8 protein-coding genes are annotated in these 19911 nt (G+C 59.2%); 4 read left to right on the top strand and 4 right to left on the bottom strand.

Annotated features, from left to right (window positions below):
* Window positions 1-4: 4 nt before the first annotated feature.
* The 4 genes from tssM to UB90_RS07925 all read right to left on the bottom strand — a co-directional run bounded on the left by tssM (window position 5) and on the right by UB90_RS07925 (window position 15325).
* On the bottom strand, window positions 5-3637 hold the full coding sequence (gene tssM / locus UB90_RS07940) for a type VI secretion system membrane subunit TssM (RefSeq protein WP_065324392.1): 3633 nt from the start codon (window positions 3635-3637) through the stop codon (window positions 5-7).
* A 1-nt stretch (window position 3638) separates the two neighbouring features.
* Window positions 3639-5198 (bottom strand): type IVB secretion system protein IcmH/DotU, encoded by a 1560-nt coding sequence (gene icmH, locus UB90_RS07935; protein ID WP_065324391.1) that lies wholly within the window; start codon window positions 5196-5198, stop codon window positions 3639-3641.
* A complete protein-coding gene (gene tssK / locus UB90_RS07930) occupies window positions 5198-6532 on the bottom strand; it encodes a type VI secretion system baseplate subunit TssK (protein WP_005638310.1) in 1335 nt (444 codons plus the stop codon). The genes icmH and tssK overlap by 1 nt, the downstream gene beginning before the upstream one ends.
* A 105-nt stretch (window positions 6533-6637) precedes the next feature.
* Window positions 6638-15325, bottom strand: a complete 8688-nt coding sequence (locus tag UB90_RS07925) for a beta strand repeat-containing protein (protein WP_065331927.1) — start codon at window positions 15323-15325, stop codon at window positions 6638-6640.
* Window positions 15326-15825: 500 nt separating this feature from the next.
* Here UB90_RS07925 and UB90_RS07920 point away from each other — a divergent pair, with 500 nt between their 5' ends.
* The 4 genes from UB90_RS07920 to tssB all read left to right on the top strand — a co-directional run bounded on the left by UB90_RS07920 (window position 15826) and on the right by tssB (window position 19910).
* Window positions 15826-16455 (top strand): DUF6931 family protein, encoded by a 630-nt coding sequence (locus UB90_RS07920; RefSeq protein WP_065324389.1) that lies wholly within the window; start codon window positions 15826-15828, stop codon window positions 16453-16455.
* 56 nt (window positions 16456-16511) lie between these two features.
* Window positions 16512-17825, top strand: a complete 1314-nt coding sequence (gene tagH / locus UB90_RS07915) for a type VI secretion system-associated FHA domain protein TagH (protein WP_065324388.1) — start codon at window positions 16512-16514, stop codon at window positions 17823-17825.
* A gap of 93 nt (window positions 17826-17918) precedes the next feature.
* On the top strand, window positions 17919-19277 hold the full coding sequence (locus UB90_RS07910) for a type VI secretion system protein TssA (protein ID WP_065324387.1): 1359 nt from the start codon (window positions 17919-17921) through the stop codon (window positions 19275-19277).
* A gap of 108 nt (window positions 19278-19385) precedes the next feature.
* On the top strand, window positions 19386-19910 hold the full coding sequence (tssB, locus tag UB90_RS07905; RefSeq protein ID WP_005614119.1) for a type VI secretion system contractile sheath small subunit: 525 nt from the start codon (window positions 19386-19388) through the stop codon (window positions 19908-19910).
* Window position 19911: the final 1 nt, after the last annotated feature.

Raw genomic sequence — 19911 nt, 5'->3', positions numbered from 1 at the left:
GGCGTTACTCCAGCGAAATCGGGCAGGAAAAATTCGTCAGTTCCGGCATCAGGAAGGGCACCGTGGTACTGTCAAACTCGATCCGGTAGTTGATGGAACGCCCGCCGATTTCGTGACGCACGTCCACAACATTGCCCGTCACCTTGGCGCGCCCACCGCGCAAGAAGTTCACAATGTCCCAACGCCCATCCGCAAAACTAAGGGTGGAATCGCGATTGCGTTTTTCAGGGAACAGCTGGACCGAGACACCAGAGGATTGCCCCGGCCAAGAGAGCGCGGCCGGGCTGCTGCCGGGCTGGGTACGCACAGAGGCACCGTTCACGGACAACACGGCGAGCTCGACCGAGGGCGATGAATCCGTATGGATCACAGACATCCCCACTTCGGGTTCCGGCGCCCCCGTGGCAAAGAAAGCCAGTTGGATCGCCTGCGCATTATCAAATTGGCGCAAGGTCTGTGGGGACAGTCGTTGTCCAATGGCACTACCGGGTGCGGGACGCAACCCATCCGGCGTGCGGATCACATGTGGCTGCAGATAGGAGCTGTAATAGCGATCCATGCGCCCACCCGGGCCGAAGAACTGACCGAACACCGCAGGCGACACATGCCGACCACCCCCGAACGGGAACAATGGAGCGATGAAATCACGGCAGAACTGGCTAACATCATCGTTAAGCGCCCGGTTGAGCTGCGCCATCGATGCATCCTGCGCCTCAGAACGGAACTCCGTTTCGGCCTCATTGAGCAGACGAGCCAGCGGTGCGGGCAAGGCGGTGTTGTTCATGGTGAGTGCAAGAAGCGTCTCGTTCAACATCACCTCATCTGCGGGCGTCGGCGCGACTGCCGCCTGACGGCGATTTTCGCGCAGATCCCCCAGTGACGAGAGGACGATATCGATAGGACGCTGCCCCGGTTCACCTTTAAGCAGGCTATGCCATTGGGCGAAATCGTTAGAAATCCGCTCCACCTGACGGCGTTGCAGATCCTCAGCGCCCGCCTGACCAGCGGCCCCGGCCTGCGCCTGCACCTTGCTGCTGTTGCGGAAGCTGTCCATTGCGACCCGCTGGAACACGCCGGACTGGCTGTAAATCCGGCTAAAGACCGCATCCCCCATGCTGGCGCTCAGATCACCGCCAGAGGCAGCAACCGCAGCTGGATCAAGGTTGTCGAGTTGCTCATAGAGACGCACCAGACGGGTTTCGCTCTCGATGGCCTGCACGAGGTTGAGGAGCGGTGACCCCACTGGCGAAGACGCCGCCGCAAGGGCCGCATATTGCGGTGCATCTTCGGACATGCTTTTCAGGCCGATCCGCGCCAACATTTCTTTCCACGCTGCCGTGAATTCCAGCCGGTACATCCGGTGCAGCTCGCCCTCAAGACCCGCAAGCTGGGTGTCATAGCCGACCCGCGTTGCAGCCTCTCCCAACACCCATTGATCCTCGCGCAGGCGGCTGCGCGCAGAGGTCAGCTCTTCCAGAAAATAGCCCCAATACCCCTCAAAGGTATAAAGCGCAGGTACCCCAACCGTATTCAGCGGCGCGCCATCGGTGGTGTCCAGAACCTGTTGCACATTTCCTTGCAAGCGCTCCACCAAGTTGAAGTCGGCAATACCGGAGGTCGCCACGCGTTCCTTGATCGAGGCATAAGCCTGATCGGCAAGCGGCAAATTCACGATAGATTCTCGGGCTTTACGCAGAATTTCCGGGTCGATCCCAATTTCGGGCCTGCGGTCACCATCCAGCGCCAACATAGCAGTAAGGTGCGCCTTCAACTGCTCGCGCTCATCATACTGCCCGGTGGAATTGAACTGCGCGCGCCACAGCGTTTCAAAGTAGTTCACCACAGCCGCATCATTGGCTTCTACGTCGCCCTGCCCTTCACCGCCAAGCAGCAAATAAACCTTGAGCGCGCGGTAGACTTCCGCCGTTTCCTCATCCGCGATGAGCTGCGGAATAGCGTTTTCCATGTGCAGGATCAGGCGCGGGCGCAACATACGCTCCAGCCCGTCGGAGTATGCCCGCTCTGTCGCACCAGACAATTCCTGATACCGCGAAAGCCCCATACCCTCCCAGAAACTGGGCTCGCGCGTGTCTCCGTAACCGGTGGTCATATCTCGCAAATCCTGCAGATATGGCATCACCACAGAGGGATCACTGTCATCTATCACTGAACGGGACAGCTCGTTGCGAGCCGCATCAAAGAACGCCACCGCATCCTTTTCCGCACTACGGGTAAGGGTCGCGTTCTGCCAGTAGCTATAGCCAAAAGCCCCGACGGTGCCGAGCGTGACAAGCACAATGGAGATCAACGCAGCACTGCGCAAAACAGCGGTGCGACGCATCGCGATGCGATCATACCCGACCCAATCACGTTCCTCAAAAATCACCTTTTTGACGAGGTCGTGCAGGAAGTAGGATTTGCCCTTACCCGACATGAAGGCGGGCTGGAACATGTCGCTGCTGTCACTGTTGCGCGACATCTCGCCCAGTACCTGATCGACGGGCGTGCCCTCTTGTGTGCCGGAGGTGAAATAGAACCCGCGCAGGATGGCATTGGTCTTGTAGCGGGTTGGTTCGAACACCACCCGCAGGAATTCGCAGATATTGTCGCGCAGCATGCCCATCTGACCGGGCAGACCAAAGATCGCGATACGGCTGGCACCGTCAGGCTCTTCATTCATGCGGTCGATGACCTCATCAGAGAGACGGCTCAGGAGCAGATCGAATTCCGTGCCCGCTTGTTTGTAGGTATCAAGCTGGCGGTCCTTGGTCTGAAAGGTCACACCCCAAGCTGCTTTGCGTCTGCTCAGGCTGAAACTGGAGAAATACTCCCTAAATCCTGCAACCAGATCCGCTTTGGTAAACAACACGTAGACCGGGAAATCGATGCGCAGCACCTCGTGGATTTCCGCCAGACGCGCCCGCACCGTTGCCGCATGCGCCGCGATTGTCTCGCTGGAACCCGACATCATGTCTTCGATTGAAAACGCAAGGATCACGCCATTGACTGGCTGATCCGGGCGGCCCTTTTTCAACAAACCAAGGAACGCATCCCAGCTGGCCTTGTCCGCTGCGGCGTCACTGTCGTGCATCGTATAGCGACCGGCCGTATCAATCAGCACCGCATCTTCGGCAAACCAGAAATCGCAATTACGCGTCCCGCCAAAACCCTGCGCCTTGTCTGGGAGTGCCTCTTGGCCGGGAAACTCGATCCCGGCGTTGGTCAGCGCCGTGGTTTTCCCGGCTGCCGGAGGACCGATGATCACATACCACGGAAGATCGTAGAGATAGTTCTTACCGCCCGCTTTTTTCAGCTTCGCCATCGCCTCTTGCATACGTTCCGTCAGGACGGAGGCATCCCCCACGGGTTCGTGCAACAAGCTGTCTTCGAGTTCCTGCGCGCGGCGGCGACGACGGCGCCAGCGGATACCATAAACCAGCGCAAGAATGGCAAGGAAGATGCCAATAACCATGGCGCGGAACCAGATCGATGCGGCCAGCGCAAAGCCCGTCATCGGAAAGCCAAACCAGATCGCGGCGATCAATGCCAGCACGCCAAGGATGGCAAATGCCACCCGCGCCCAAGGCTTTTTCATCCAGCGAAACATCTGGCTAAAGAGGTTGAAGAACCAGCGCATATCAGTTCTCTCTCGGGATCAGAATTTCGACGCGCCGATTGCGGGCGCGGCCTTCACGGGTGCCATTGTCTGCGATCGGATCAACCGGGCCTTTGCCCTCGACCGTGATGCGATCAGGGGCCTCAAGCTGTGCCGCCAAAAGGTCAGCAACGGTCTGTGCCCGCGCCTTTGAAAGCTGCTCGTTTGATTTGAACCGCCCCCGACCGGACATCGGCACACTGTCGGTGTGACCCACGACGCGGATCGGCCCTTGCTCTGCATTGAGCGCCTTGGCAGCCGATGCGATCAAAGAGTCGATATCGCTGGTCAGATCTTCGGAGCCGGAGCGGAACCGCAGCGCCTCGCTCACCCGGATCAGCACCCAATCGTTGGTCCGATCAAGTTCAATCTGACCGGTTTCCAGCTCGCTCTCCAGCGCGGCCGACAGACGCTCCATCTGCGTGCTCGGTGGTGCTTCATAGGGGCGCACAACGGGTTGCGTGCGTTCGATTGCAATGCTTGGCTGACCACGGTGCAGCGCCAAGATGCCGTCTCGTACCTCAGCGCTTTGTTGGGTCAGCACGGTCGACAGCGTTGCAAAAAGCCCAGTCACCACCACCGCCGACAGGCTCAATGCGATCCAAAGCGGCAGTTTGCCCTGATTGCGACGCCCTCCCATGGGAACCGCACTCCAACGCGGCGAAATATCATCATCGGGACGAGGCTGCACACGGCGCAGGGTTTCGTAAATCGCGTTACGAATGCGGGCGCTTTCTACCGTGCCATTGGGCATCGCTCTGTATTGTCCCTCAAACCCGAGCGACAGACAGGTGAGCATCAGTTCCAACAGATGGAACCGTTGGCCGGGCGCGCGCATGGCCTCATCCATTTTCTGGAAGAACCCCACGCCGGACGAGCGATCACCAAAGAACCGCGCCGCCATCGAGTATTCCTGCCACATGCCGCGATTGGCTCCGGGCAGGTTCTGCACGATGTCATCTGCGGTTGCCGACAGCGCATATTTCGCGTCAAGCACATCCTGCGACGGCAGCCCCTCGGCCTGTGCACGGCGTTCAAACCCGTCAATCTCGCGGGTGACGTGGTCAATCAGTGGTCCCGCCTGCATTTCGACCAATCCGGTCCGCAAACGTCCCAGCAACACCAAGAGATCCGCAGATGCCGCGATCAGGGGGTTAGAAGACTTGCCGGCACCGCTGCCCTTGGCGTTCAACGCATCGGCAAGTGAGATCCGAGGCTGTTGTTGGGCGTGCTGGTGCTGCGGTGCTTGTCCGATTTCGGGGAAAATCCCGTTCCCGGCTGCTGCCTGGCCGGTGCCCGGCGTGTAATAGGGCTGCTGTGGTGCCGGGCGCGGCGGTTGCGCCGAGGGCATTGGCGCAGGCTGGGGTTGCGGCGCAAGCGGCCCACGATGCCACGTGTCATCCGGTGACGGAGGGGCATAGCCCCCGCCCGGCGCTGGCGGAGGTTTGGGTTGCCCGAAAACGGTTTTTTCCGGCGCAGATCGCGGCGGAGACACAGGTGAGATCGGCTGACCAAATACCGTCTTGTCGTCGTCGTCCGACATTACGCCCCCTCTGGCACTGCCCAGCATTCCAGTTTCATATCAGGCCAATTGCCCGCAAAATGCATGCCGATGGCCGGTGCGGTGGAGAACTCGCGCCACAGATCTGAGGATTTATCCAACAGGAAGTAGACACTGGTCGACACCACACGGATCTGACGCGGTGGGTTGGGCAGATGCACCAATCCAATCCCCGGCAAGTTGTTGCTGACGATCTGTTTCATCGCCGTCGATGGTCCCACCTTGCACAAGCGCGGGAATTCCTGCTGTACCTGTGTCAGCGGCAGCCCGGACGAGACCTCAATCACAAATGTAGCCTTGGCAAACAGGCTGCGGTCGTTGACCAGCGCCGCATAAGAATTCGCACGCACCTCGTTGAGCGGCAGGCGCACCGCACGCCCTACGTCACGGGCCAGCAATTGCTGGATATCCTGCACAAGCGCTGTGAAGCCGCTGCGGCTGGCCTGGTGGTCGTAGCGCGCATAATCCGGTGCCTTGCGCGCCCCATGATCAAAGGTCGAAAGCTCGCCAGCCAGTGCCAGAAGTTTCTCATAGAGCCGCTCTGGGTGGAGATTGGCGAGCCCCTGCATATGCCGCAGCACCGGCAATTCCCGGTTCAGCACCATCAGCATTAGATAGTCCGTCGCCTGCATACCACCGCCAGAGGTCGGATCAGCAGCAAACCGGGCAAGCGTGTCCAGTTTTGCTTCGATCCAGCCAATCACACGGCTAAGATACCCCTCATAGGCCGGATGCACGCGCGTCACCAACCCAACGGGTGGAACAGTATCATCCAACGTCACGATGCCATCGCGCATCTCGATGATACGGCCAAGGCGGATGTTCTGGTATCCGGGTCGCGGCGTTTTGCGCAGCACCAGTTCCAGCCGGGGTTGCGCAATTTCCACCAGATGCTCTGAACGGCTGTTGGAGGCGTTGTTGACCACCGTCTCCGCATCCAAAACGTAGCGTGTTGCCGCATCGGCAGCAGCGGGGGAAACATCCTGCCCACTGACGCTTGCATCTGGCAAAGTCAGCCACACGTCCAGCCCCTGCGCTTCATCTTCGGGCACCGATACCGGAACCGGTAACGGCACCGAACCGGGCGCGTCAAAGGCGATCCCATCGGGCATTATCCCGGCCACTGCGCGCAGGCCGATCTTTCCCTGCTGCGCCAAATCCCGATCAAACCGTAATTCGCTCACGCCCCAAGGATAGGGCGTGATGGTCGCCGTGCGTTCCCGCAACTGGTGTTCCAGATAGCGGTCTGCTTGCTGTAGATGATGTGGTTGAAGGAAGAGCCCCTCTTTCCACGCGACTTTACTGAAATTCGACATGTGCTGTTCAATCGCTTCTGTTTAACAAGGACCCTAGTCCCGTGCGGAAACGAAACAACCTTTAAGGCCTCCCTCCCTGCGGTCAACACGTCCCAGTGGAATATTCTAGAACTGAATACGGAACTGCGCCGTCAGCCCCCAACTATCAAGCTTGTCACTAAAGCGGCTGTCCAGTCGGACGGACGTGTCCAGCTGACGCCCCGGCATCGCGCTCCCCGGCTGCAAAATTTTGGTAAAGTTCATCCCAAGACTAAGTTCGCCGTACGTACCCAGATTGCTGCTGGAGCTGCTCAACACATCACCGCTGCGGTCTGTGGTACCGGACTCATAGAGGTAGAAGTTCGACACCGCAGGCGACCCAAAATCGTGATAGACCGTGGCCGTGGCAAAGTAGTTGAAGGCTGCCGTTCCGGAGGGTGCGATCTTTGTTTTCGCAAGTGTCAGCCCGGCAAAGCCCACGCGGCTCTCGATATCTTCGATCTCCAGCTCACCATTGGAAAAATAGAGCGTATCTGTCTCAATATTTGCCAAAGAGAAGCCCAGTGTAGGCACCAGACGCAGATCTTTTGCCTCATTCAGAGGGATAGACAGACCCGCAGAGGCCCCGATGGTGACGCCCTTGCTGTCGTAAGATTGATCTTTCACGCCAAAGCTCAGGTCTTCGGCAGTGAGCGTCGCATCGCCGGTCAGCGTCCGCACAGCATCCAAGGCCGCTGCATTCACACTATTGTCGAGATCAAACGCGGTCTTGTCACCCCGGACCTGAACATCTGCAAAGAGCACCCGGCCGCTGTTGGCAAAGCTGCGCGAGGCCGCGATGTAGGCGCTGCCATAGCTTTGCGAGAAGCTGGTCCGGTTGGTGCTGGTCAGCACGTCGGTGTTCACTTGTCCGGTATTTGCGTCAAAGAAATAGACCGGCTGCGTCGTGGTACCGCCGTTGTAACCGGCAACACCACCAAAGCTCAGGTCCCAACCGTTGAAGGCCCCGCCAAAGCAAGAGTAATCCGCACCGATCTGCATCCCGTGATAATTCGCGGTCAGCTCACTGTTGTAAGTCCCAAGCGCCGTTTCGGACGAGCCGGACGCTGTCGCGCGACCACCGGTCGCCCGGCTCCATGTGCCAAATCCGCAAGGCTCATCCCCCGGCACCGCAAGCCCTGTTACAAACGGGCTTGTCGGGCGGTTCACAACGCTGCCGATCAACGATTGCGTCAGCGCCAGCCCCGTGGCGAGACCGCCAACCGCCGGGTTGGCACCACTTTGCAACTGATAGGCATCGGCGTCAGTATTGTTGACCAACGCAAAGACCGCAGCCCCAGAATTGGGCAGGCCGTTCACGGAATAGCTGTCCAACTGGCCAGAGCCGTAGCTCAGCACGTTCACGGTGCCCAAAAGATCGACCGCATCTGCATCCGTCAAATTGAAGTTGAAGGTCGCGTTACCGGATACCGCACCTGCCACCTGGATTTGGTCGCCAACCAGTTCCTCGCCTTCGAGGGTGATGTCGAGTTCGATCGTCCCATTCAGCACCGCATCGCCAGCGATCATAAACACATCGTCTCCGGTGTCATCACCCAGATCGAGAATTGCGCCCGTTTGATGGGTGAAGTCGCCCGCCCCCGTTACACTCCCGTCGGCAATAATCGTCCCGCTGTTGATGACCGCAGATGTGATGGTCGCACCATCACTCAGACCAATCGAAGAGCTGTTGGTCAGGGTCCCCGATGTAAGGGCACCACTGCCAGAGACCCGCAGCACGGCATCCGTTACAAGCATCGTATCAGACCACGCGGGTCCGCTCGCGGAGTTGGTCAGATTGCCATGTGCAAGCGTATCATTGACGAACATGCTTCCCGCATTCGTCAGCGTCCCGGTCACGGTCGAAGCGCCGTCAACCATAAGCATGCCAGTATTGCCGAGGGTTCCCGCCACGCTGCCACTCAGATCCAAGGTACCCGCGTTTGATAGATTGCCACCAACAGCGCCGTCCAGATTGACCGAACCGCCAGAGCCGTTTTGCAACGTCCCCCCGACAGAGCCCCCATCTGCGATCTGAACAGTTCCGTCGTTGTTCAGATCCATATCGAGATTGCCGCCAGCGCCAACGCTCAGGTTCGCGAAACCAGTGTTGGCAAAAACCGCATCCCCGGTTGCATCCAAGGTCGCAGAGGTCAGCGTGAAGCTGCCGGAGTTTGTAACTGTGCCCGCACCCGCAAGCGTCGTTGTACCAGAGTTGATGGCAAATGTTCCGCTGCCACCATGGGTGATCGAGGTCACGCTGTCCAAATCACCATTAACCGTGACGCTGGCGCTGTCTTGGGTGGTGATCGCGCCACTCACTGTGCCGCTCAGGTTTGCAGTGGCATTGCCCTGATTGGTCAGATCGCCATTGATCGTTCCGGTCGATACCAGCGTAGCATTGTTGGTGACCGCACCACCAAGCGTGCCGGAGTTGTCCAGACTACCGCCGCTCAGCACTGTGGTCCCTGCAATGGTATTGCTGTTGGTGACAGACCCACCGCTGATGGTCGCATCACCAGTGACCGATCCCGTGTTGGTGAAGGTACCATCGCTATTGGTCAGCGCCCCAACCGTGCCCGCGTTGCTGGCAGTGCCTGCGTTGCTCAGCGCTGTGACGCTACCATTGGTATTGATCACCAATTGGCCCGTGCCGCTGTTGGTCAGCGCAGCCACGACCCCATCATTCACAGTTGCCGTGTTTGTGTTGTTCAACCCCGCAACAGTGCCACCGCCGACGGTCACCGTGCCATCGTTGTCAATCGTGCCACCAACCGTACCATTGGTGTTCAATGTCCCGGCAGCGGCAACGTCGACATTTCCAGTCAGTGTGCCGCTATTCTCAACGGTACCGCCACTGACGGTACTTACCCCCGTCACGGTTCCGGTGTTGGTGAGTGTCCCATCGGTATTGGTGAGTGTCCCGATTTCGCCCGCATTGCTTGCAGTACCAGCGTTCGCCAATACTGTGACTTCGCCATCGGCCTCAATTGTCAGCTGACCAGAGCCGCCATTGTCAAGATCCGCGACCACACCATCACTTATTGTCGCGGTACCGCTATTGTCGAAGTCAGAAACGCTGCCCCCCGTGACCGTCGCGGTGCCACTGTTGTCCAGCCCAGCCACCGTCCCGCTGGTTACGGTGGTCACGCCGCTGTTGGACACTGTTCCATTGATGGTGCCACTGGTCGACAATTCAGCACCGCTTGCAACGGAGACATTGCCCCCTAGAGTACCGCTGTTCACCAGATCTCCACCGGTGATCGTGCTGGTGCCCGTGACCGTGCCCGTGTTGGTGAAGGTGCCATCGCTATTGGTCAGCGTACCCACCTCACCCGCATTGCTCGCAGTGCCCGCATTGGTAAGAACTGTAACCTCACCATCTGCGCCAATCGTGAGCTGCCCCGCCGTGCTGTTATCGAGATCAGCAACCACGCCATCGTTCACCGTCACCGTACCGCTGTTGTCCAGATCGGCAACCGTGCCGCCCTCTACCGTAGTGGTGCCCGCGTTGGAAACGGTCCCTGAAATAGTGCCGCTTGTCGTGAGGCTAGCGTCGGCACCCACACCTACGGTGCCCTGCATCACGCCGGTGGCGGCATTGGTAATATTGGTGGTGCCGCTGGTTGTAATCGCCCCACCGATGGTTCCGCTATTGGTCAGCGATGATGTACCGGTAAGACTGACAGTTCCCGTGACCTGACCGCCGACGGAGTTGGCAAGTGTGCCATTCCCGTTCACCCCAACCGACCCAACAGTTCCCGCATTTGTTGCAGAGCCATTGTTGACGGTCATTTCCGTTACGGTGCCACCAGATTGCACGTTAAACGTGCCCGCACCAGCCAGATCATCTACGGTACCGCCAGAAATGGTAATCACGCTGCTGCCGTTACCATTCAAATCGTTAACCGTGCCGCCAGACACATTGACCGTACCGCTATTGCTTGTCAGTACCGCAACGGTACCACCGGACACATTCGCTGTACCCGAGCCAGCTACCGAGGCAACGGTGCCGCCAGTTACGTTTGTGGTACCGGCGTTGGTGACATCTCCGACAGTGCCACTTGTGGTGAGGGTGCCGTTGGTCCCAACCGTCACATCTCCGGTCAGCGTACCACCGTCGTTGTCCAACGTACCGCCCGTCACAGAGCTGGTACCGGTAACGTTCCCCGTATTCGTGAATGTTCCACCCGTGTTGGTGAGCGTACCAACCTCACCTGCATTGCTCGCGGTGCCCGCATTGCTCAGCGTGGTGACCGTGCCGCCGGACCCAATCGTCAGATCACCGCTGCCGGAGTTGTCGAGATCCGCAACAACACCGCCACTCACGGTGGCATTGCCCGTGTTGTCCAGATCCGCAACACTTCCATCCGTCACAGTGGTGGTCCCGGCGTTCGTCAGCGTGCCCGTGACAATGCCGCTGGTGGTGAGATCACCATCCGCTCCGACTGTCACAGCCCCCGTCAAAGTGCCGCCGTCATTGTTCAAAGACCCATCCGTCACCGTGGTCGTATCGGCAAAGGTTCCAGAGTTCGTCACCGCACCGCCGGTAATATCAACCGCCCCGGTCAGGGTGCCGCCGTCGTTGTTCAGCGCGCCCCCGGAGACGGAGGTGGTGCCGCCGAACACACCTGTGTTGGTGGTCGCGCCGCCCGTCACCTCGACCGCGCCATTCACCTGACCCACGTTCGAGAATGTGCCGGCACTCTGGACCCCGTTCTGGATCGTCCCGGTGGCCGTGTTGGTCAGCACAGCATCGGCCTCGTTCATCAGCGCTCCGCCAGAGGTGGAGATCGTCCCTGCGTTAGTGATCTCCCCATGGGCGCCGTTGGTCAGGCTAGCGACGCTCAGCGATGAACCGGTGCCAAGCGTGATCGTGGCGTTCGACCCCGCCACACCGCTGTTCACCATGGTTGTGCCAGAGCCAGTCACAATATCACTGTCACCAATCGCAAGCATGCCGCCAGCCGCATTGGTGAAGGTATCATCTGTGCCATCACCCAACGTCAGCGTGTCATTGCCACCATCAGCGGTCGAGATCGTGCCGGAGTTCGTCAGACCATCGCCATCATTGTCTGTATCGGCGTTGAGCGTGCCCGAACCGGTGAAGGTAATCGTCCCGGTTGCCTCGTTATTGATATCGCCCGCATCCTGCACGGTGCCACCGTCACCAACGGTGATAATACCGCCGTTGTTCAGCGTGTTACCTGTCCCGCTCAGCGTCGCATTGCCGCCCAGCGAAATCGATCCGCCGTCTTCATTGTCGATCGTCTCAGCCTCAAGCGTGGCGCCCGTTCCAACGGTGATGTCACTCTCGTTGGTAAGGGCACCTATGCCCGTAAAGGCAACCCCATCCGCAACCCCGAGAGAACCACCTTCGACATTCACATCATTGCCGTTGCCCGCAACGTCCCCCACGATATCCGACTGGGACCCGTCAATCGTGGTCAGATCACCGACGAGATCGGTATCTAGAGTCAAGACGCCTTCATTTGTCGTATCACCAATGAGGTTCACACCGGTGCCGACAATCGAGGTCTCGCTCAGATAGATCTCATCCGCCGTGATATCCAGGCCATGCGTGCCCCCATTCAGGGTGCCCGTATTGGTCAGACTGTGACCACCCGTCACATCAAGAGAAATCGAGCCGCTGCCGTTCGCTTCAATGGTGCCGTTATTGACCACATTGCCATTGATCGCTGTGTCGGTCTCAAGAGACAGCGTGGCATTTGCACCACCCTCAATGGTGACATCACCGCCAAAGCTGCCGCCGTTGTTTGTGACGGTCCCGTCGGTGATGGTGGTGCTACCGGAAACCGTGCCGGTATTCGTGAATGTACCACCCGAGTTGGTGAGCGTGCCGACCTCACCTGCATTGCTCGCGGTGCTTGAGTTGCTCAGCGTGGTGACCGTGCCGCCAGCCCCAATCGTCAGATCGCCGCTGCCAGAGTTGTCCAGATCCGCAACAACACCGCCACTCACGGTGGCGTTGCCCGTGTTATCGAGATCTGCAACCTCACCGCCACTTACCGTAACATTGCCCGTATTGTCGAGATCCGTAACCTCACCGCCACTTACGGTGGCATTGCCCGCGTTGTCCAGATGCGCAACACTTCCATCCGTCACAGTGGTTATGCCGTCGTTTGCGATCGTGCCCTGCACATCACCACTCGTGGTCAGCGTGCCGTTGGTCCCAACCGTCATATCTCCGGTCAGCGTACCGCCGTCGTTGTTCAGCGTGCCGCCCGTCACAGAGCTGGTACCGGTAACGTTCCCCGTATTCGTGAATGTACCACCCGAGTTGGTAAGCGTGCCGACCTCACCCGCATTGCTCGCGGTGCTTGAGTTGCTCAGCGTGGTGACCGTGCCGCCAGCCCCAATCGTCAGATCGCCTCTGCCGGAGTTGTCGAGATCCGTAACAACACCGCCACTCACGGTGGCATTGCCCGTGTTCTCCAGATCCGCAACACTTCCATCTGTCACAGTGGTGATGCTGTCGTTTGCGATCGTGCCCTGCACATCACCACTTGTAGTCAGCGTGCCGTTGGTCCCAACCGTCACATCTCCGGTCAAGGTGCCGCCGTCGTTGTTCAGCGTGCCGCCGGAGATGGAGGTGGTGCCGCCGAATACGCCTGTATTGGTGGTCTCGCCGCCCGTCACCTCGACCGCGCCATTCACCTGACCCGCGTTCGAGAAGGTGCCGGCGCTCTGGACCCCGTTCTGGATCGTCCCGGTGGCCGTGTTGGTCAGCACAGCATCGGCCTCATTCATCAGCGCTCCGCCAGAGGTGGAGATCGTCCCTGCGTTGGCGATCTCCCCATGGGCGCCGTTGGTCAGACCCGCGACGCTCAGCGAGGAACCGGCGCCCAGCGTGATCGTCGCGTTCGAACCCGCCGCACCGCTGTTCACCATGGTTGTGCCAGAGCCATTCACAGAATCGCTGTCACCAATCGCAAACGTGCCGCCAGCCGCATTGGTGAAGGTATCGTTGCTGCCATCGCCCAACGTCAGCGTGTCATTGCCACCAGCAGTGGTCGAGATCGTGCCGGAGTTCGTCAGACCATCGCCATCATTGTTTGTATCGGCGTTGAGCGTGCCCGAACCGGTGAAGGTAATCGTCCCGGTTGCCTCGTTATTGATATCCCCCGCATCCTGCACGATACCACCGTCACCAACGGTGATAATACCGCCGTTGTCCAGTGTGTTGCCTGTCCCGCTCAGCGTCGCATCTTCGCCCAGCGAAATCGATCCGCCGTCTTCATTGTCGATCGTCTCAGCCTCAAGCGTGGCGCCGTCTCCAAGTGAAATCGTCCCGCTGTTATTCAATTCGCCCGAGCCAGCGGTCGTGCTCACGGTCACATGTGTGTTTGCCGCTAGATTAACGCCTTTGTCTGGGGCTGCAGAAGCATTGTCCAATGCGCCAATCGTCGACTGAGTGGCACTATCGAAATCCAGCTTTCCATCGACCCCGACAGTTACTGCTGAGGAGGCGATACTCCCCGTCACCGACAGCTCACCAGACGTCACTTCCGTCGCACCCGTGTAACTGTTTTCGCCAGTGAGAGTGACTTCCGCTGTCGCACCATTCACCGTGAGACCGCCGGCCCCGGAGATCTCTCCACCCACAGCTGATGGTCCCGACGTCAGCGTCAACGTGCCAGAGGTCACCTCAGTGGTGCCCACCCCGTTCAAGCTCGCGATCGTCTCCGAACCACCCAGCGTCACGGCACCGGCATTTTCCAGTTCCGTGCCAGCAGCCAGCGCGCCGCCATCCGTCGTCAGCGTGCCGCCCGAGGCGACATTCACATCCGTCGACGCCAAGGTTCCAGACCCCGTCACCGACAGCGTGCCGGACGTCACTTCCGTTGCGCCCGTGTAGGTGTTCTCGCCAGTGAGAGTGACTTCCGCTGTCGCACCATTCACCGTGAGACCGCCGGCCCCGGAGATCTCTCCACCCACAGTTGATGGTCTCGACGTCAGCGTCAACGTGCCCGAGGTCACCTCAGTGGTACCAGACCCGTTCAGGCTCGCGATCGTCTCCGAACCACCCAGCGTCACGGCACCGGCATTTTCCAGTTCCGTGCCAGCAGCCAGCGCGCCGCCATCCGTCGTCAGCGTGCCGTTTTCCTCAACACTCACATCCGTTGACGCCAAGGTTCCAGCCCCCGTCACCGAAAGCTTGCCAGACGTCACTTCCGTTGCGCCCGTGTAGGTGTTCTCGGCCTCCATCACGACGGTCCCGCCGCCGCTCACCTCCACCCCAAGCGCGCCGCCTGTTTGCTCAAGTGCCCCGGCAAGCCGCGTCGTAGTGTCTGCTCCGGCCTTCACCTCTAATAGCTGGTCCCCCTCGGCAGTAATTGTCGCGTTAGAGACGAAATCAGCCAACATGGTGAAGACCGCGTTGGCGCGCAGGCGCAGGCTCATATCAGAGGCAAAGGCAGATCCTGTGGCAGTTGCTGCGACGTTTACGGTGGGATCCACTCCATCGAGTACAAGGGTGCCACCCGACAACTGCGTCCCGGTCTGGATGTCGAGCGAGTTGACGGTGAAAGTATCCTGAGTTCCACCCGTATCTGCAAGGCCGACTGCACTATCCACACCCGGGTCATCAAAGACGACGCCACTGCTGGCGTCATCGGGAACGTCACCTCCGTCCCAGTTCCCGGCATCCCCCCACAAAGCGGTGCCGTCACCGTTGGTCCAAGTCTGAGATCCAAGAGGTTGGGCCGTGAGGCCAGCATAAATTGCGGTGGTTCCGAGCAGAAGAATGCGCATTAAAATACCAGACGTTAGAAACTATGCAAAGGCGAGAAGGCGGCTCGCGCCGCACCAATAGCGAGCAAAAAAGCAAGTTAAGGAGATATGTCAATAAAACAACGGTGAAACTTAACCAATTATTTACCCTTGCGACACCATCGCGGGCTGCGCATCAAATCCCAATATGACCGTTAGTTCATTGTTATATATTGATATTCATGATCATAGCTGACCCCACGTCAGCAACTTATGGTCGCAGACCTCCAAAACCAAGCAACCTAGCAGTGCGCGTGATGCCGGAGCGCCACCAGTTGTCTGCAGATCGGACCTTCTGACAGTAACACAACGTAGAGGAGACCGTCCGCCGTTCTCTCCCCCTTGCGTGTTCGAGTACAAACGATACAAATTGAGCAGCATTCTCAGCCAAGCGCATGTCGCCACAGCTCTTTTCATCGCCCTTGTCATCGCCCCTGTATTTTGCAGATCCCCGGCCCCTAGCTTTTTGGACAACGACCGCCGTGACCTCAGACCTAAATGAAATAAACTCTCCCGCCGGGCAGCCGTCCTCGGATAACGATGACTTTGATAAAACGCAGCCGCCGCTGTCGGCCCTGCGTCACGAAATCCCGACAGGGCTATACCGCCAGATGCCGCAACTTGGGCGGCTCACGCAAAACCACCCGCGCGACAATGAGGACGGTTTGACGTTTTTGATGCGCCTGCGTGCATCAACGACGCCAGAGGATGCGGTAACCTTTACGGCATTTGCGGCAAAACCAAAGATGGCGATCTGGTGGGGCTATGAATGCCTGCGGCATGCGGCCAGCGAACTGAGCGCCAATGATCGGCACATGATGGAGCTTGTTGCAACATGGACCACCTACCCCGACGACGAGAACCGCTTTCGCACCGCGCGTGAGGCTCTTTATGCACCGGTACGTAGCCCTGCAGTCTTTTTGGGGCTGGCGGTCACATGGTCTGGCGGCAGCATTGCCCCCAACGACCCCGCACAGGTTCCCGAACACCGGGCACCTCGTGCAATCAACTCTGCCGTGTTATCGTGCCTGAGCGGCGCGGCGCTGAACAATCGGCCCATCCAGCTCGCCCGTTTTATTGACCTTGCAGCCCCGCTCTTTCGCTCCTTCTAATCACCCCAACCACACATTCGGGGTAGCCCAAACGTGACACGAGACCAAATTCGACTATGACACTGACCCTGCGACTGGAAAATTTTGAATTGCTGCAGGACGGCAGCCCAGCCTGGATCACGCTACAGGAAAACAGCATCAACGTCGGGCGCAACCGTGCCATGGATTGGGTGCTACCCGATCCGTCACGGCACGTCTCCGGGCATCACTTTGATGTGAGCTTTCATGATGGTGCCTATTGGCTGACAGATGTGTCGACCAACGGGACCTTTATGCAGGGGCAGCATCACCGCATCCAAGGAGCGGTTCAGCTACGTGGCGGTGAGCGGCTGGTCGTCGGGCATTATATCATCGCGGTGGAGAGCGGGGCCGCTGGCGCGCAGCCTGCTGCAATACCACAGCCCGGCTATGGGACGAGCGACGAAGAGGTTGACCCATGGGATTTGGGGCTGCAGCCGCAAGATCCGGTCAACCCATTGCCACGTGCACCTGCCAGTGCGCACGCTTTTGATGACGTGGCACAAGAGTTCCTGCAACTCACGCCACAAATGCCACCGGCGCAGGCCGCACCTGCCACACCACCACCCATCCCGTCACCGCCACCAACGACCCCATCGCCTTATGTGCCGCCCGCCGAACCTGCGGCAGGACAAGCGCCCATTGCGCCGATGCCGATGCCCTCGCCAGCCTCCCCCGCTCATCCGCCGCAAGCCACCCCGGCGACGCCTCCCAGTCAGGCGATGCAAGCCGCCGCCCAACCGGCGCAGGCGCCCGCAGCCGACAGTGGCGCGGCTGTTTTACGTGCATTTTGCGAAGGCGCGGGGCTTGATCCGCAACTCGCAGGCAGCGCTGATCCTGAAAAGCTCGCTCATGCGCTTGGACAGGCGGTGTCCTCGGCCACGGGAGAGATCATGCGCATGTTGCAAGATCGTGCCAGCGTCAAACAGTTCACCAAAGGTGGCGAGCGCACCATGCGCAACGCCCATGGCAACAACCCTTTGAAATTCCTGCCCGATCCTCATCAAGCCATGGACACCATGTTTCTGACCCCGCGCGAAGGCTTCATGGAGGGGCCCGAGAGCTTTGCCTCGGCGCTTGCAGACTTGCGCGGGCATCAGCAGGCCGTTTTTGCCGCGCTGCAACCTGCGCTTGCTGCGGTTCTCATGGGGTTATCGCCCGAGGAAATCGAATCATCCGAAGAGGGGCGCGCGCTTCTGGGCGGCAGCCGTCGCAGTAAACTATGGGACAGCTATGTCGCGCGTTGGGACAAGAAGGCCTCTGAGGCAGAGCACGGCATGTTGGACGTCTTCCTGAAGGCATTTGCACAAGCATACGCGGACGCTGCCGCCAAACATGGGAAATTTGACTGAACCGTCACCCTTGACGACACTCCATAGTTGATTAACTTCACCCCAAGAATTTCGAAGTGAAAACTCTGGGTTACAAAAAAATAGGATTGATTGATGCGCACCAGCGCGCGCGCCACACCTCTCTCAGACGATTTGCCCTGCGGGCCGGACCTCAACGCAAGTTTTGATCCGGCATACGAGGAGTATTACTTTGGTGCGGTCGGACGGCTACCCGGTTTCTACATGCAACCGGGCGTGGAGCGCCCTGATGGCAGTCGCTCCCCTGATCGCCTGTTTGATCCCAAGGACGTCGATCACCGGGCAGAGACACGCGAAATCGATGCGCTGCTAGACCGCACGCGCGATCTTCGTTTGCTGTCCTTGCAGGCCCAGTGGGATGCGTTGGCGGGTAATCGCAGCGCGTTGCGCGATACCGTCGAGGCCATGGCGACCTTGCTGGAAACCTTGCCAGATGCGGTCCACCCGTCTCTTGAAGATGGTCCCGCCGAGCGTCGTGATGCGATCAATGACCTGAACCAGACGGTCACAGTGGTGCAGCCATTGATGTTCATGGGGCTCACTGGCACCACCGAGGTTACTCTGCGAAAAATCCGCGTGGCCAAAGGTGAAAATGCGCCGCTCGAGCATGAATCCGAAATCGAGCTCAAGCCCCTGCTGGATGCATTGACCAATCCGGGCAACAAGAAGCAGGTGGAAGATGCCCATCAGGATTTCACGACAATCCGCTCGGCCGCGTCGCGGATAAAGTCCGCCTGTACGACTCATCCAGCGACACCGTTTCAGCCGAATTTCGAGCAGCTTTTTGCAGTTCTCGATGAAATCTTGGACGTGCTGACCACCGCGCGCCCCGACTTGGCCACAAGCGCAGCACCCGCGCCTGCGCCCGCAGAAATCGCCGCTGAAAAACCTGATCTGCAGGCCCCGCCTGCACTCGCCACGGCCCGCACGGCCAATGTTGAGCCGCTGCGCACACCGGTGCAAATCGTCAGCCAACTGCACGCGCGAAGAGTGCTGGAATCCTGCGAAATCTACTATCGCAAGAACGAGCCCTCCTCTGCGGCTTTGCTCTTGGTGACACAGGCGCGCCTGCTGATCGGCAAACCTCTGGTTGAGGCGCTGCAAGCTTTGTTGCCGTCACAAGCATCCGCGGCAGTTGTAGATTTTGGTGCACCAACAGGATTTTTGCTGGGCGCGGATCGCTTGGCGGAACTGAGCGGCGCGCTGCCCGATACCTCGGATGCGGCGACTGAATTGCCGCAAGATCCCGGCCCTGATCCAAAAATCGCCTCTGCTGCTCAGGCCGCTCAGGCCTTGCAATCGGTCGAAGTGTATTTCCGCCAGACCGAACGCTCCAGCCCGGTCCCGGTTCTTCTGAAACGTGCTCAAAGCTATCTGGATATGGACTTTCAATCTCTGATTGAAGAACTTATACCTCAGGAGAACACAGCCTGAGATGGCAAAAGCATATAGATCCTCGTCATTGCGACGCACATTAGCCCTCGCGGGGCACACAACAATCTTCCGGTTCAGCATGAACCGCACCTAACGGGAGTAGCCAGCATGGCCTCAGATTCAGGTTCCAGCTTCATCAAACGCAACCGTCCGCCACGCGTGCAGATCCAATATGAGGATCCTTTCGACAGCGAACAAATGGTCGAGTTGCCCTTCGTCATGGGTGTCATGTCGGATCTGTCCGGCAACACCCCCGGCGTCGAAAAAGCGCCCGTCGAAGAGCGCACCTTTGCGGATGTGACCAAAGACACCGTAGATGACTACATGGCGTCACTGCAGCCGGGCATGACCTTCATGGCCGAAAACCGCCTGAGCGGTGATGGCGGTGAAAAGCTGGGCGTTGAGCTTAAATTCGAAAGCCTTGCTGATCTTGAGCCTGCGGCCATCGCGCGTCAGGTTCCGGCGCTGAAAAAACTGCTGGAAGCGCGTGAACAGCTTGCAAACCTGCAGCGCTACATGGCGTCCAAGCCCAAGGCGCAGGACCACCTCAAGAAATTGTTGGAAGACCCAGAGCTGATGGCAGCGCTGGCGGAACGTGCCGCAAAAGAAGAAACCGATGGCGAGGACGCCTGAG

It is taken from the genome of Tritonibacter mobilis, from assembly GCF_001681715.1.
In the GTDB taxonomy this organism is placed as follows: domain Bacteria; phylum Pseudomonadota; class Alphaproteobacteria; order Rhodobacterales; family Rhodobacteraceae; genus Epibacterium; species Epibacterium mobile.
The sequence above is the reverse complement of the archived record's forward strand: the minus strand, read 5'-3'. Positions and strand labels throughout refer to the sequence as shown.